This window comes from Aeromicrobium sp., assembly GCF_049586495.1.
GTDB lineage: Bacteria > Actinomycetota > Actinomycetes > Propionibacteriales > Nocardioidaceae > Aeromicrobium.
Window position 1 is genome coordinate 1 of the sequence record NZ_JBAVCB010000126.1, and the last position, 14,959, is coordinate 14,959.

At 67.8% G+C, this 14,959-nt stretch carries 14 protein-coding genes; 7 read left to right on the forward strand and 7 right to left on the reverse strand.

The genetic code is table 11. From position 1 onward, the window contains the following. Nucleotides 1–738 (forward strand): aminoglycoside phosphotransferase family protein (locus WB508_RS06645; protein ID WP_423844094.1); only part of this gene is annotated, 738 nt, incomplete at its 5' end. Nucleotides 739–749: 11 nt separating this feature from the next. On the opposite strand, the gene WB508_RS06650 is transcribed toward WB508_RS06645, so the two are convergent. Beyond that, entirely contained in the window at nucleotides 750–1,478 is a 729-nt protein-coding gene (locus tag WB508_RS06650; protein ID WP_423844095.1) for a YqjF family protein, read from the reverse strand. 67 nt (nucleotides 1,479–1,545) lie between these two features. Between WB508_RS06650 and WB508_RS06655 the strand changes: the two genes are divergently transcribed. Next, the gene (locus tag WB508_RS06655) at nucleotides 1,546–2,415 is read left to right on the forward strand and encodes a bile acid:sodium symporter family protein (protein ID WP_423844096.1); all 870 of its coding nucleotides are present in this window, start codon (nucleotides 1,546–1,548) and stop codon (nucleotides 2,413–2,415) included. Here the strand turns inward: WB508_RS06655 and WB508_RS06660 are convergent. Both WB508_RS06660 and WB508_RS06665 read right to left on the reverse strand, forming a co-directional pair. Then, nucleotides 2,412–3,668, reverse strand: coding sequence for an FAD-binding protein (locus tag WB508_RS06660; protein WP_423844097.1), 1,257 nt, complete (start codon nucleotides 3,666–3,668; stop codon nucleotides 2,412–2,414). The genes WB508_RS06655 and WB508_RS06660 overlap by 4 nt on opposite strands. 14 nt (nucleotides 3,669–3,682) lie before the next feature. Further along, nucleotides 3,683–5,758, reverse strand: coding sequence for a prolyl oligopeptidase family serine peptidase (locus tag WB508_RS06665; RefSeq protein WP_423844099.1), 2,076 nt, complete (start codon nucleotides 5,756–5,758; stop codon nucleotides 3,683–3,685). An 87-nt stretch (nucleotides 5,759–5,845) separates the two neighbouring features. Between WB508_RS06665 and mshB the strand changes: the two genes are divergently transcribed. The 3 genes from mshB to WB508_RS06680 are packed head-to-tail and all read left to right on the forward strand — an operon-like array spanning nucleotide 5,846 to nucleotide 9,351. Continuing rightward, on the forward strand, nucleotides 5,846–6,751 hold the full coding sequence (mshB, locus tag WB508_RS06670; RefSeq protein WP_423844100.1) for an N-acetyl-1-D-myo-inositol-2-amino-2-deoxy-alpha-D-glucopyranoside deacetylase: 906 nt from the start codon (nucleotides 5,846–5,848) through the stop codon (nucleotides 6,749–6,751). A gap of 9 nt (nucleotides 6,752–6,760) precedes the next feature. Continuing rightward, on the forward strand, nucleotides 6,761–7,309 hold the full coding sequence (locus WB508_RS06675) for a flavin reductase family protein (RefSeq protein WP_423844101.1): 549 nt from the start codon (nucleotides 6,761–6,763) through the stop codon (nucleotides 7,307–7,309). Continuing rightward, nucleotides 7,306–9,351 (forward strand): VanW family protein, encoded by a 2,046-nt coding sequence (locus tag WB508_RS06680; protein WP_423844102.1) that lies wholly within the window; start codon nucleotides 7,306–7,308, stop codon nucleotides 9,349–9,351. Before WB508_RS06675 ends, WB508_RS06680 begins: the two co-directional genes overlap by 4 nt. 16 nt (nucleotides 9,352–9,367) lie before the next feature. On the opposite strand, the gene WB508_RS06685 is transcribed toward WB508_RS06680, so the two are convergent. Beyond that, nucleotides 9,368–10,348 (reverse strand): GNAT family N-acetyltransferase, encoded by a 981-nt coding sequence (locus WB508_RS06685; RefSeq protein ID WP_423844103.1) that lies wholly within the window; start codon nucleotides 10,346–10,348, stop codon nucleotides 9,368–9,370. A gap of 94 nt (nucleotides 10,349–10,442) precedes the next feature. On the opposite strand from WB508_RS06685, the gene fdxA reads away from it, so the two are divergent. Next, entirely contained in the window at nucleotides 10,443–10,772 is a 330-nt protein-coding gene (gene fdxA, locus WB508_RS06690; RefSeq protein ID WP_423844104.1) for a ferredoxin, read from the forward strand. An 11-nt stretch (nucleotides 10,773–10,783) separates the two neighbouring features. Further along, on the forward strand, nucleotides 10,784–11,899 hold the full coding sequence (gene dapC / locus WB508_RS06695) for a succinyldiaminopimelate transaminase (protein ID WP_423844105.1): 1,116 nt from the start codon (nucleotides 10,784–10,786) through the stop codon (nucleotides 11,897–11,899). A 15-nt stretch (nucleotides 11,900–11,914) separates the two neighbouring features. Here dapC and WB508_RS06700 read toward each other — a convergent pair whose 3' ends face one another. From WB508_RS06700 to WB508_RS06710, 3 genes are all read right to left on the reverse strand, one after another. Continuing rightward, nucleotides 11,915–12,658, reverse strand: a complete 744-nt coding sequence (locus WB508_RS06700; RefSeq protein ID WP_423844106.1) for a hypothetical protein — start codon at nucleotides 12,656–12,658, stop codon at nucleotides 11,915–11,917. Between the two features lie 85 nt (nucleotides 12,659–12,743). Further along, nucleotides 12,744–13,685 carry a 2,3,4,5-tetrahydropyridine-2,6-dicarboxylate N-succinyltransferase gene (gene dapD, locus WB508_RS06705; RefSeq protein WP_423844107.1) on the reverse strand — a complete coding sequence of 314 codons (942 nt, stop codon included), beginning with the start codon at nucleotides 13,683–13,685 and terminating at the stop codon, nucleotides 12,744–12,746. A 22-nt stretch (nucleotides 13,686–13,707) separates the two neighbouring features. After that, nucleotides 13,708–14,841 (reverse strand): LCP family protein, encoded by a 1,134-nt coding sequence (locus WB508_RS06710; RefSeq protein ID WP_423844108.1) that lies wholly within the window; start codon nucleotides 14,839–14,841, stop codon nucleotides 13,708–13,710. Nucleotides 14,842–14,959 lie beyond the last annotated feature (118 nt).

The following is a 14,959-nucleotide window of genomic DNA, read 5'->3' on the forward strand; positions in this document are numbered from 1 at the left end:
GAACACTTCCCCGGCGGGGTGGGTGGCGCGACGCGGGTGGGGCGCACGGTCCGCCGACCGACGGGGCCCTGGACCCCGGCGGTCCACGAGCTGTTGGAACACCTGCGGCTTCACGACCTTCCCGGCGTGCCGGAGGTGCACGGCATCGGCGATGACGGGCGCGAGATCCTGTCCTACGTCGAGGGCCGCGGCGTGCCGGTCGACGCCGAGGTGGTGCTCGACTCCGTGCTGATCGAGGCGGGAGAGTGGCTGCGTCGTTTCCACGACACGGTCGACGCGTTCCGACCCGCTGGAACCCGCCACTGGCGCGGCGCCGGTGAGGTCGAGCTGGCCGACGACCAGATCATCTGTCACCACGACCCCGGTGCCTACAACTGGATCATCCAAAGTGGCCACTTCGTCGCCATGATCGACTGGGACATGGCTGGCCCTGGGGACCCGATCGATGACCTGGCCTTTCTCGCATGGACCGGCATCCCGTTGTATCGCGAGACCCCGATCGAGGACGTCGCCCGCCGTGTCGGTCTGCTGGCTGATGCCTATGGCGAGTGGGGCCCGTTCACCCTGCTCAACGCTGTGGTCGATCGCATGGCTGCTGCCGCGGACCGCATCGAGGCCGGCATCGCTCGCGGCGACGAGGGCATCGCCAATCTGCAGAAGGTGGGCGAGCCGCAGCGCACCCGCGAACGGGTCGAGGCGTTCCGGGCGCGCATCGCGGCCATCGACGCTGCACTCTGACGGCCGTGACGTCAGGGCGCGACATGCTGGGGGAGTCCGAAGGTGGTTCGGATGCCGTCCGAGTGCACCACCGAGTCGGGCGGGCGGTGCACGATGCCAGGTAGCCCGGCTGCTGCGACGAGGGTGTCGTCGAGCCTGTCGATCTGCGCAGACCGCAAGGGCCACGGCTCGTGGTGGTTGGGGATCCACAGCGTGCGGCCCAGCCAGCGGGTGTGCAGGCCGAACCGGGCGGTGACGAACTGGTCGACCGGCGACGGCACGACCGGGTCGCCGACGCGGACCTGCATGGTCCCGCCAGCGTCACGCGGTCTTGGCCACCGGCGACGCGTCGTGTAGGTGAGGCGGTCCCCATCGTGGCGGACCCGCATGTGCGCCCAGGTGTACGGAAGTCCGAAGGAGAACCGGGCGCCCAGCGAGACCATCAGCCGCGATGCCTCCAGCGACCGAAAGACGACTCCGTGGCGTCCCTGTGGATCGATCGAGTACAGCCGCACGTTGGTCTCGGCAAAGGTCCCGAAGTAGGGCACGGCGGGACCCCGTCCAAAGCCCGCGCCGTGCATCTGGAAAGGGATGAGTCCGACGTAGGTCGCGCCGTCGAGGACGTCCGGTCTGGTCCCGGCCGGGAGCAGCGGGGCCACCCGCTCAGGATCGACGGCCCAGTGCACGAACGTGATCCGATCCCAGTCCTGCACCATCAACCGCGGTCCCCGAAGCGTGGGCGCCACCGGGTCGAAGTTCACGCTTCATGGTCTCGCAGGCTGGCGCGTTCCGCCGGGTGGTGACCTGTGGCACCCCTAGGGTGGCGCCATGGATTCAGCCCTGACGACTGTCGCCCTCCCCGTGGCACTCGGCATCATCATGTTCGGTCTGGGCCTGTCGCTCACGCTCGAGGACTTTCGCCGCGTCCGCCATCACCCGCGGGCCGTCGTGGTCGCGCTCGGATGCCAGATCGTGCTGCTGCCGGCCGTTTGCTTCGGCATCGTGGAGCTGCTCAACCTGTCGCCGCTGCTGGCGATCGGCTTGCTGTTGCTCGCGGCCTCGCCCGGCGGAACCAGCGCCAACCTGTTCAGCCACCTGTTCCGCGGCGACGTCGCGCTGAATGTCACGCTGACCGCCATCAACTCGATCATCTCGATCGCGACCCTGCCGTTGATCACCAACTGGGCGATCAACCACTACGGCCGCGAAGACACCGTCTCCCTGCAGTTCAGCAAGGTCCTCGAGGTCTTCGCGATCGTCCTGGTGCCCGTGCTGCTCGGCATGCTGGTTCGGGCCAGGAAGCCAGCCATCGCCGCGCGCAGCGACCGAGGGGTGCGCATCGGTTCTGCCGTGATCCTCGCCGTCCTGGTCGTGGGAATCTTGCTCGACCAGCGCGACAACGCCGCGACCTATTTTGCCGACGTCGGCCTCGCCACGGCATTGTTCTGCGCGATCAGCCTGCTGGTCGGCTACTTCGTGCCCAAGGCATTCGGGGTCGTCGAGAAGCAAGCCATCGCCAGCTCGATGGAGATCGGGGTCCACAACGGAACGCTCGCCATCTACGTCGCGGTCGAAGTGCTGAACTCCACCGAGATCTCGGTTCCGGCAGCTGTCTACTCGATCATCATGTTCGTCTTCGCCGGGCTGTGGGGCTCGCTGCTGTCGCGTCGGGCGTCGGTGACCACTTCCACCAGCTAGATGTTGCTGCGGCCCAGCCACCCATCGACGAGGGCATTTCCGAACGTGCCGGTGGGATCGATCCGCTCGACCAGACGACCGAAATCGACCAGCCGTGGATAGGCGGCGTGGTGCCGCTCGGGCGTGGTCGTGAACAGCTTGCCCCAGTGGGGGCGGGCCGCGAACGGAGCGAGGGCGTCGTCGAGCGCCGGCAGGCAGGCCATCACCCCCGGCACGTCCCGACGCCAGGTGAAGTGCAGGGCCGCGCAGTCGGTGTCGTGGCTGGGACTGAGCCACAGCGGGTCGGCGGCCACGGTACGGATCTCGGAGATCAGCAGCACCGGCCGGACGATGTCGGCCATCGACCGCACCGCGTCGATGGCCGCCAGCGCGTGGTCGCGCGGGACGAGGTACTCCGTCTGCAGCTCGTCTCCGTTGCTGGGCGTGAACCCGAGCCGGAAGTGGGGCAGGCGATCCCACCACGGGCCGGGGCGGCCCAGCTGGTCTGTCGTCGACTCCGGATCGATCCCCGGGAGCGGGTGCAGCCCACTGGTAGCAGGGAGGGCGCCGAACAAATCGGATCGCGACGTCGTGCCGGACTTGAGCCAGACCGAGGTGGGTCCGACCTTGTTCCAGTCGGTGAACACACTCACGCTGTAGGCGGCTGAGGTGATCTCGTCGAAGTGCTCGACGAGATCACTCCACGGAAGGTGCTCGAACACGTCCTGCCTGATCTGGAAGGTGGGCCGGATGTCCAAGGACACCGCGGTGACCACCCCCAGCGCGCCGAGCGACACCACCATGCCCGCGAAGTCCCGGTCGCCGCGGCAGACCTCGCGCAGCTCGCCGTCGGCGCCGACCAGCTGGAGGGCGGAGACGGCGCTAGCCAGGCTGCCGTTGCGGTCACCCGAGCCGTGCGTACCCGTGGCGATGCCGCCGGCCACCGAGATGTGTGGCAACGAGGCCAGGTTGTGCAGTGCCCAGCCGGCTGCGTCCAGCTGTTGCACCAGCTCGCCGTAGCGAGTCCCCGCTGACACGGTGACCTCGCGCTGCTCCTCGTCGATCTCGACGCGCGCGGGCAGGCCGGCGACCGACACCTGGGCATGGTTGGTGTCCGCGATCGAGTTGAACGAGTGCCGTGATCCCACCGCACGCACCCGCGACGCCCCGGCGACGATCTCCTGCAGCTCCTCCACCGATGTCGGTTCGTGCAGCACGCTGGCGCCGTACCTCACGTTACCGGCCCAGTTGGTGTCCGTGCGCTGCGTCGTCACCGGTCCAGTGTGCGCTACGCCAGGTGCCGCTTCAGGAAGTCGACCTGCAGCAGCTTGAGGTTCTCGGCGACGATCTCCTGCGGCGTCATGTGAGTGACCCCGGACAGCGGCAGCACGGTGTGCGGACGGCCCGCGGCGAGCAGCGCCGACGACAGTCGCAGCGTGTGGGCCGCCACCACGTTGTCGTCGGCGAGTCCGTGGATGAGCATCAGCGGACGCTCCAGCAACGGCGCCAGCGGCAGCAGTGAGTTGGCGTCGTACACCTCGGGCTGGGTGTTCGGGTCCCCGAGGTAGCGCTCGGTGTAACAGGTGTCGTACAGGCGCCACTCGGTCACGGGCGCGCCGGCCACGGCGGCGTGGAACACGTCGGGACGCCTCAGCACGGCCAGCGCCGAGAGATAGCCTCCGTAGGACCAGCCGGTGATGCCGACCCGGTCCATGTCGACGTCATCGGGGAACCTGGCGGCCACCACCTGGAGGGCCTCGACCTGGTCGTCGAGCGTCACGCCGACGAAATCGTTGCGCACCGCCTTCTCCCAGTCGCTTCCGCGTCCGGGAGTGCCACGTCCGTCGGCGACGATGACGCAGAAACCCTGATCGGCCAGCCACTGGGCCTCGAGGAAGGCGCGGGCCGATGACAGCACGCGCTGCGCGTGCGGCCCACCGTAGGGGTCCATCACGATGGGCAACCGGCAGCTTTCGCGCCGATGTCCGCGAGGAAACAACACCGCAATGCTGAGGTCGTGCTCGCCGCCGCGCAGCATGGTGATTTCAGGCTCGAACGGGGGCGGTTCAGCCACGACTGACACGGTGCCGATTTCATCGCCGTCGTGATGCACCGTGATCGTGGTGCCGACCGCGTCGAGGCCTGAGCGGCTGATGACGGTGGTGGGCCCGCCCATGACAGCCCCGTGAAGTGCCGCTCCGGACGTCAGCTCGGTGACGCTGCCGTCGAAGCCGAACCGGACGACCTGCACCTGGCTCGGTTCGTCGGAAGCGGTGGCCACGACGCAGTCGTCGAAGGCCTCGACGATCGACCGGACCTGCCACTCATCGGGAGACACCGCGGTGCCGTCGAGCATGACCCGGCGGCGCCCGCCGTGATCCTCGACCGACACGAGGCGACCGGATCCGATCAGCCGCGGGCCTGAGGACAGCTCGACCCAGGCGGGGTCCGTGAGGTCGCGTAGCACCTTGGTGGCCCCGGTGGCAGGATCGATCGACACGATCTGCGAGGTCCGCTGATCTCGGCTGAGCACCTGGATGATCGGAGCGCCGAACTCGGTCCAGCTGACCCGACCGAGGTACTCGAAGCTGCTGGTGTCCCACTGTGCCTGCGTGCGGTTGCCGTCCAGCTCGACCAGCCAGAGGCTGACGTCAGCGTTGGGCGTGCCAGCGGCCGGGTAGCGCTGAGCCACCGGGCGCCGCTCGGGGTGCTCCGGATCGGCGATGTGCCAGGTCTGCACGGGTCCCTCGTCGGTGCGCTGCACCACCAGCGAGGTGCCATCGGGCGCCCACCAGAAGCCCCGGAACCGCTCCATCTCCTCGGCAGCGATGAAGTCGGCCTGCCCCCAGGTGACGTTCGCGCCGTCGGACGCGACCAGCGCTCGATCGTTGTTCCCGTCGATGTCGATGATGCGCAGCGCGCCGCCGGCTGCGTACGCGATGCGCTGACCGGTGGGGTCCAGACGGGGGTCGATCACGCCCTCGGCCGACGGCAGAGCCGTGACCGACCGGGACGAGAGGTCGACGGTCCACAAGCGTCCAGAGAGGGCGAAGCAGGCCCACCCACCGGCCGAGTCGACGTCGTACGACACGATTCCCGCCGCGGACTCGCGGGACCGTTCGCGGCGGGACCGCTCCTCGGCCGACAGCTGCTCGTCGCCGTCCAGCACGGCCATCGGGTCGACCAGGAGCGTCTCGACGCCGGTCGCCACGTCGTGCTCCCACAGCTGACCCGTGCGCGTCACGCCGTCGGGCGTGCGCACGAACCGGACGGTCGACCCGTCCGGTGAGACCGTGATGTTGCGGGGCACGCCGAGGGAGAAACGCAGGGTGCGGGCAGCCAGGCGGGGGTACGAGACGGTCATGCCTCGATCAAATCATCCAGGCCCGGTCGTCAGCGGGCCGGGAGCCGCGCACACCGAAGCATGTTTTGCCCTCAGTACGCTGGGGGCATGACGACTCCCGATCGCCGGATCCTCTTCGTGCACGCGCACCCCGACGACGAGACCATCGGCAACGGCACCACGATGGCCAAGTACGTCGCCGAAGGTGCCCAGGTCACCCTGGTCACCTGCACCGCTGGCGAGGAGGGCGAGGTGTTGGTCCCCGAGCTCGAGCACCTGGCGGTGCACCACGACGACGCGCTGGGCCCCCACCGGGTCAAGGAGCTGCGCGACGCCATGGCCGTGCTCGGCGTCACTGATTTCCGCTTCCTCGGCGGCGAGGGTCATTTCCGAGACTCAGGGATGAAGTGGGCCGAGGACGGCACGGCCACGGCGGCGGACGAGACCCGACACGACACGTTCTGGTCGGCTGATCTCACCGTCGCCTCAGATCTGTTGGTCGCGATCATCCGCGAGGTGCGCCCCCAGGTGATGGTCACGTACGACCAGTTCGGAAATTACGGCCACCCCGACCACGTGCAGGCCCACCGGGTCGCCACCTATGCGTCTGCGCTGGCGGCCGTGCGGTCCTACCGTCCCGATCTCGGCGAGCCGTGGCAGGTGGCCAAGTTCTACTGGTCGGCCATGGCCAAGTCGCAGCTGGCCGAGGGAATTCGGCACCTGCGCGCCGCCGGCGACACCACCACCTTCGAGGGCTGGGATCCTGACAACCTCCCGTGGGGGAGCGACGATCATGAGCTCGACGCCGTCATCGACGGCAATGACTACGTCGACGCCAAGATGGACGCCATGCGCGCGCACGCCACGCAGATTGCACTCGACGGTCCATTCTTCGCGCTGTCCAACAACCTGGGGAACGAGGTCTGGGGTGCCGAGCACTACCGCCTCGCCCAGGGGCAGCGTGGTCCGGTCGGTCCAGATGGACTCGAGACCGATCTGTTCGCCGGACTGTGAGCGCGCTGCATGGCTGACTCGGTCGACGACGCAGCCTTTCGCGCAGCCCTGAGCCGGTTCGGCAGCGGGGTCACCGTCGTGTCGACCGTGCTCGACGGCGTCGATCATCTGATGACCGCCAGCGCGTTCACGTCGGTCTCGTTGGATCCGCCCATGGTGCTGGTGTGCTCGCATCGCACGAGTCGATTTCACGACGCCGTCCTCGAGGCCGGCACGTGGGGTGTCTCGATCCTGGCCGAGAGAGGGATGAAGACCTCGGCCTGGTTCGCCCACCGGGGTCGTCCGCTCGAGGATCAGCTCTCCGGCATCGCGCACCACCGCGGAACATCGGGTGTCGCTCTGCTCGATGAGGCGCTGGGTTGGTTGGAGTGCCGCACGCAGGCTGTGCACGACGGGGGCGATCATGCGATCATCGTCGGCGAGGTCGTTGCCGCGGGAGTCATGCAGAATGCGGACGATCCCCTGATGTACTACCGGTCGCACTACGGAACGATGGTGCGTCTGGATGAGTCGGAGAAGACCGTTTTCAGCGACATTCCCGGGAGATTGACGACATGAACGACCGACCCGACGCGTCGGACGGACGGCCGTCGGACGATCCGACGCTGGACGGCGAAGAGGACGAGCTGTTTGCTGCTGTCACGGCGGCGATCTCTCGACCGCCGCGCCGTGACAGCGAGACCTTCCAGACTCCTCCCGAGCCCGAGCCCGAGCCCGAGCCCGAGCCCGAGCCCGAGCCCGAGCCGGTTCGCGACACGACGTACGACCACCTGTTCGCGCCACGGGGGTTCGAGGAGGCCACCACCTCCGACGGCGGTGCCGGGTCCGGCGACCGAACTGATGACCATTCCGGCGACGGCGGATTCTGGGACGACGAGACCCGCAGGAGCCACGCACTGCGCAACGGCGTGATCGGCGTGTTGGTTCTGATCGGTGCGGTCTACCTGGCGGGGTACTTCCTCACCGGCGCTCGCATGCCGGTCAACGCCACGGTGGCCGGTGTCGATGTGTCGAGCACGACGCCGCAGGAGGCTCGCGACACGATCACCCGCGAGCTCACTCCGCAGACCAAGAAGCCCATCACGCTCACGTACGAGGACACCGACTTCACCATCGAGCCGATCGACGCTGGGCTGGCCCTCGACGTGCCCGCATCGGTGGAGGCCGCAGGAGGCAAGTCCAGCTGGGATCCCCGCGACATGGTCGCCCTCGTGTTCGGCGATCACCCCAGTGACGCCGTGGTCACCACGGATTCCTCGAAATTCAACGGGTTCCTCGGCACGGTCGGCGAGACCGTCGACACCGAGGTCGTCGAGGCCCAGATCACCTTTCCGAAGGCCAAGCCCAAGGCCCGCAAGCCCACAGCCGGCGAAGTCATCGACCGGGTCGTCATGACCGAGCTCATCAAGGACGCCTACGTCGGCATCGGCGTCGAGGATGGCGAGCCGGTCGAGGTCGTGCTCAAGACGGTGCAACCGGCGGTCGATCAAGCCGGTCTGGACGAAGCCATGGCGGGCATAGCTGCCACAGCGGTCAGCGGACCAGTCAGGATCGAGGTGGGCGACAAGATCGTCAAGCTGCCGGTCACCGCTTACGCCCCGGCCCTGGTCATTCGGGTCGAGGACGGCACGCTCACCCCGTACATCGATCCCAAGAAGCTGGCCAAGCCGCTCACCGATTCCACCACCGGCATCGGCAAGAAGGCGGTCGACGCCACCGTGGTCATCAAGGACGGAAAGAAGGCGGTCGTGAAGCCCGGCAAGGCAGGCGTCGGCCTCCAACCCGAGGAGATGTCGGTCAAGCTGTTGCCAGCCGTGGCGGCCACCGGTGCCGATCGTTCGGTGAGCATCGAGGCCAAGGTCGTCGAGCCCAACTTCACCACAGCGGACGCCAAGGCGCTGAAGATCACCGAGAAGGTCAGCGAGTTCGAGACCAGGTACCAGAATGCCGCCTATCGCAACATCAACCAGGGGCGTGCCGCGGCGATTCTCAACGGCACGATCATCAAGCCCGGCGAGACGTTCAGCTTCAACGACACGGTCGGCGAACGCACCCAGGACAATGGCTTCACCACCGGCACCGTCATCAACGGTGGCGTGTTCCGCGAGGAGCTCGGCGGCGGCGTGTCGCAGGTGGTCACGACCACGTACAACGCAGCCTTCTTCGCCGGCATGGACGATGTCGAGCACCATCCGCATGCGTTCTACATCAACCGGTACCCGGTGGGACGCGAAGCGACGGTCTACTACGGCAGTCTGGACCTGCGGTTCAAGAACTCGACGGACTATGGAGTGCTGATCCGTTCCTACATCGTGCCCAGCACCTCCAGTCGCGAAGGGGTCATGCACGTGGAGATGTGGAGCACCAAGGTCTGGGACGTCAAGGCCGGCGCATCGCCTCGTCGAAACTTCCGCAAGCCGGGCAAGCAGTACGACGAATCCGACCAGTGCGTGGCGCAGTCACCCATCAAGGGTTTCGACATCGACATCTACCGGACCTTCTACCGGGGCGGCAAGAAGGTCAAGTCAGAGACCGACACGGCCGTCTATCAGGCCGCGGACCGAGTCATCTGCGGCAAGAAGCCCGAGGACGAGGAGTGATCCGAGGTCGCGCTCGTCAGCACCGGCCCGCTGCCTGCGGATGTGCGGAGGGTGACTGGAGGTAGCGGTAGTCGTGGTGGTCGACGAAGCCGAACGGTTCGTACAAGGCCAGCGCGGCCGTGTTCTCGCGCATCGTCTGCAGATACGCCTTGTCGGCTCCACGCTCCACCGCCCAGGCCAGACAGGTCGACACCAGGCGGGTCGCGAGTCCAGCCTCTCGGCGGTGAGGAAGCACCTCGACGGCGGCGATGCCGGCCCACTCACCCGTGACCACCACGCGTGCGATGGCTTCGATCGGATCGCCGAGCTGGGCGAAGCCCACCGTCGTCGGCCCAGAGATGACGGCCCGGGCGGCCGACATGTCCTCATCAGCGCGTCCGTAGAGGGCCAGCCACTGCTCGTTGAGCTCTGTGCGCACCTCGACCTCTGGATCGATCGCGTAGGTGAGGGCGAGATCGGCCACCTGCACCAGGGCGCCGGCCCGCAGGCCGTTGCCTGGACCCCACCCGGCGTCGAGGAAGTCGCGCTCGGCGCCCGACCCGACGATCACCTGGGCCATCGGGGGAGCGGATCGGGCGAGGTACCAAGCCTCCACGGCGGCTATCGCGTCGGTTGACTCCATGCCGGGCGAGCCGACGGCCGCGACGGAGTTGGCTCGGCCGGTGAAGCCGCCGGCGGCGCGCAGCTCCCAGTCGCCCAACATCTCCGATTGCAGTGGCGGCCACCCGCGTGAGGTGATCTGGGTCAGCGTGGTGGTGTCGACGTCGGCTGCTCGGCGACGACGCAATGGGCGTTCGGGCACCTGCTTCCACGTGACCACGTCGGTCACCGCGACCCGGTGCACCGTGCCGTCTCGACGCTCCACGACGTACGCCTCGGCATCGATCGAGAGAACCCGTCCGACCGTGTCGGTCATGGCCGGCCCGCCCGTGGGACCGGTGCCGCCGACCAGCGATCGCACCACGATTCGGGTTCCGATCTGCGGCGCATCGTTCACGGGTCAAGACTGACATGTCGCCGAATCGGACCTGACCACCCACGGCCAGATGGCGGGCGGGATACTGGTCGGGAGCAACGAAGGAGAACCACCCGTGACGTACGTGATCGCCCAGCCGTGTGTCGACCTCAAGGACCTCGCCTGTGTGGACGAGTGCCCGGTCGACTGCATCTACGAGGGCAAGCGCATGCTCTACATCCAACCCGATGAGTGTGTGGACTGCGGAGCCTGCGAGCCGGTCTGCCCGGTCGAGGCGATCTTCTACGAGGACGACACACCGCCGGAGTGGGCGGAGTACTACGAGGCGAACGTGAACTTCTTCGACGAGATGGGCTCGCCCGGCGGCGCCGCCAAGCTGGGCGTCATCGATCGTGACCACCCGATCGTTGCTGCGCTCCCTCCACAGATCCACGACGAGCACTGACAGTGAGCTCCGTGGGTCGTCGCCGGATGTCGGCTCGATTCCCGGACTTCCCGTGGGACACGATCGCCGCGGCGAAGGCGCGTGCGGCATCCCACGCCGAGGGGATCGTCGATCTCTCGATCGGCAGCCCGGTCGACGACTCGCCCGCTCTGGCTCAGCAGGCCCTCACGCGGGCCGCCAACGCGCCGGGCTACCCCACCGTCTCCGGCCCGGAGTCGCTGCGCCAAGCCGCAGCCGACTACCTGGCCCGCCGGTTCGGTGTGCAGGGACTGGACACGTCCGCCGTGCTGCCGACGATTGGCTCGAAGGAGCTCATCGCCAACTTGCCCGCCCAGCTCGGTCTTGGCGGCGATGATCTGATCGTCGTGCCGGAGCTGGCCTACCCCACGTACGAGGTGGGCGCGCGGTACGCCGGATGCGAGGTCGTTGCCGCCGACTCGACGGTGGCCCTGGGGCCGAGGATGCCGGCGCTCATCTACCTGAACTCGCCCGCCAACCCGCACGGACAAGTGCTGGGCGTCGACCACCTGCGCAAGGTGGTGGACTGGGCGCGCGATCGTGGCACCTTGGTGGTCTCCGATGAGTGCTACCTCGAGTTCGGGTGGGACGCCGAACCGATCTCCGTGCTGCACCCAGACGTGTGCGGCGACTCGCACGACGGAATCATCGCCCTGCACTCGGCATCCAAGCGGTCCAGTCTGGCCGGATATCGAGACGCCATGGTGGTGGGTGATCGATCGGTCGTGCACGAGCTGCTCGAGGTGCGCAAGCATCTGGGTTTCATGCAACCGTCGCCCGTGGCAGCAGCCATGGAGGCGGTGCTCGGCGACGACGCGCACGTCGACACGCAGCGCGAGCTGTACCGGGCCCGACGTGCCACGTTGCGAGCGGCACTGGAAGCCGCGGGATTTCGCATCGAGCACTCCGAGGGCTCGTTGTATCTCTGGGCCAGCCGCGTGGTTGACGGGTGCGGCGAGAACGGCCGTGCGACCCTCGACTGGCTCGCCGACCGCGGCATCCTGGTCGCGCCCGGCGACTTCTACGGACCAGGCGGGGCCGAGTTCGTGCGCATCGCCTTCATGGCCACCGACGAACGTATCGCCGCCGCAGCATCCCGACTCGCCTGATCGGGCCAACGGCTCTCAGTTGGTGCTGAAGATGACGGTGTCGTCGCGTCGGGTGGGGGAGGGCTGCCACCCGTCATCAGAATCGCCGGCAGTCCACGTCCGATCGTCGAACGTGACACGACTGATGCCCAGATCGGCGGCATGTCCGACCAGGTAGTGCGCGACGCCCCAGCCGCGGGCTTCGATGTCGGCTGATGGGCCGGTGAGGCGATAACTGGCGTCGTCGCCAAGCACCTGCACGTCGATGTCTCCGAACGCCGCGAGCACGTCGTCGGCTGCGCGCTGGATGCTGCGCACGTTGCCGGGGTTGATCTGGCAGGTGAACGCAGCAGGGCTGTAGCCGCGCAGCGCCGACGCGAGAGCTCGGGCGCCCTCTTCGTGCTGGGCGTAGGCACGGGGAAAGGCCGACCGCTGCACCCGCTGAGCCGCGTCGGTGATCTGGAGCGTCTCGTAGTCCTTGACCTTCACCAGCCCGTCGTAGAACGCCCCGATCGAGTGGTAGGGATCCAGCACCTGCTCGGCGGTGCCCCACCCCTGCGAGGGTCGTTGTTGAAACAGCCCAAGCGAGTCCCGGTCGCCGAAATCGATGTTCCGCAGCTTCGACTCCTGGAAGGCGGTGGCGATCGCGATCGTGGTGGCGCGGGGTGGCAGTCCGCGCCGCTGGGCGATCGCAGCCATCAGCGTGGCCCACTGGGCCTGCTCGAGATCAACCTGAGCCCGCACCGCGCCGACCTGTGCCTGGCAGAATTCGCTACGCATGGGGGTACGGTCCCGCACGGCGACGCTCACCAGAATTCCGGCAGCGACCAGCCCAAGGATCACGAACCATCGCAGCCGCATCGGATCAGTTGGCGTGCAGGGCTGAGTTGAGGTCGATGCCGGAGCGCTCTCCGCGCGGGCGCGCCTCGAGGGCGCCGGTCTGGCTGTTGGTGAGGAACAACAGGCCATCCTGACCGGACAGCTCCTGCGCCTTGACGATCTGACCGTCCGGGAGCGTCACCTTGCTGCCAGCCGTGACATAGGTGCCTGCCGCCACGACGCAGTCATCACCCAACGAGATGCCGATGCCGGCGTTGGCGCCGATCAAGCTGCGTTCGCCCACGCTGATGATCTGGGTTCCACCGCCCGACAACGTGCCCATGATCGAGGCGCCGCCGCCCACGTCGGAGCCGTCGCCCACCACGACGCCGGCCGAGATGCGGCCCTCGACCATCGCGTGGCCGAGCGTGCCGGCGTTGAAGTTCACGAAACCCTCGTGCATGACCGTGGTGCCCTCGGCCAGGTGGGCACCAAGCCGGACGCGGTCGGCGTCGCCGATGCGGACGCCTGACGGGATGACGTAGTCGGTCATGCGTGGAAACTTGTCGATGCTGGTGACCGCGACGTGCAGACCGACAGCCTGCGCGCGGGCGCGGGTGGCCTCGAATCCCGCGACGGCACACGGGCCGATCGAGGTCCAGACCACGTTGGTGAGCAGCCCGAACTGACCGTCGAGATTGATGTCGTGGGGGCGGACCAAGCGGTGCGACAGCAGGTGCAGGCGTAGCCAGACGTCGTACACGTCGACCGGCGCATGGGCAAGGTCGTCGATGACGGTCAGCACCATGATCCGCTGCACGTCACGCACATCATCGGTGCCGGTCAGTGCCGCGAGCTCGGGGGGCTCGACCGATCCGTCCAGCGGAGCACCCAGACGTGGTGCTGGAAACCAGACGTCCAGCACGGTGCCGTCGGGCGTCAAGGTCGCGATGCCGTGGCCGAACGCTCCGGGGAGTTCTTCAGTCATGTGCCCAACCTATCGACCGGGCCTACGACTTGGGCAGACCGTCCTTGGTGCACAGGTCGTCGAGCTGGGCGGTTCGGTCGGTCTTGATCAGCTCGAAGAACTGCAGGGCGCGCTCGCGGTCCCAGCGAACGCTGAAGTCGGCGAGTGGCACGGTGCAGTTCAGCCCCTTGCCACCCATCACGGAGGACAGCGACAGCGCGAATCGGGCCAGCGAGATCGGGCCCACGTCCTCCCCGATCGTCAACGACTCAGAACCGCCCTTGCCGACGGAGAAGTAGCGGGCGGGGTTGATCACGGTCCACGGCGACCGCAGTGCCGCGCCGGTGGCGCCGATGACCTCACGCTGGTTCTGCACGCGCTCGATGTCCTGGGTGGTGAAGGAGTGCCGGTTGCGCGAGTAGGCCAGGGCCGTCTTGCCGTCTGCCTCTTGGCACCCCTTCTTGACGTCGAGCCCAGAATCCTTGTCCTTGACGTCTTCCTTCGGGCAGATCTCGATGCCGCCAACCGAGTCGACCAGGTTGACCAGGCCGCCAAATCCGATCTCGACGTAGTCGTCGATGCGTACGCCGGTGGTCTGTTCGAGGGTCTCGACGAGCAGCTTCGGGCCGCCGACGGCGTAGGCCGCGTTGATCTTGGTGGTTCCGACGTCCCGGATCGGGACGATCGAGTCTCGCGGAACCGACACGAGTGTCGAGGGCCCTGCCCCGATGTGCAGGAGAAGGATGGTGTCGGTCCGCGCACCCTCAGGATTGCCGGTCGACAGGTCGGCGCGCTGCTCGGCCGTCAGCCCCTTGCGGCTGTCAGACCCGACCAGCAGGTAGGTGATCCCGGGTTGGTCGCCGGGCCGTTCCCCGGCGGGCTCCGCGTCCACCCGGTCGATCCTGCTCCAGGCCCAGACGGGCACCGCGGCGAGAAAGACGATCCAGACCAGCAGCACCAGCTTGATCGTCCGCCATGACGACCTGCGGGATCCCGATCGACGCGGGGGGCGGTCACCGCCGCTGGGACGACGCCGCCCCGGAGGTGGGAGATTGGGCGGCGGCAGATCGGATCCGCCGCCGTGCGGCGCCGACGCCTGCTGTGCCGTGGGGGCGTCCGGCTGCTGAGGTTTCCCGTACAACCAGTCGTACTGATCGTTCGAGCGGGGGTCCGACATGGGATTGAAGGTACCGGAGGCACCCGCGAAACACTCTCCACTCGTCGGCGCGCCCTGAACCTCAACTCGAGAGTTTGCGTGAATACTGAGAATCGCCACAGCGGCATCCCCACTCTCT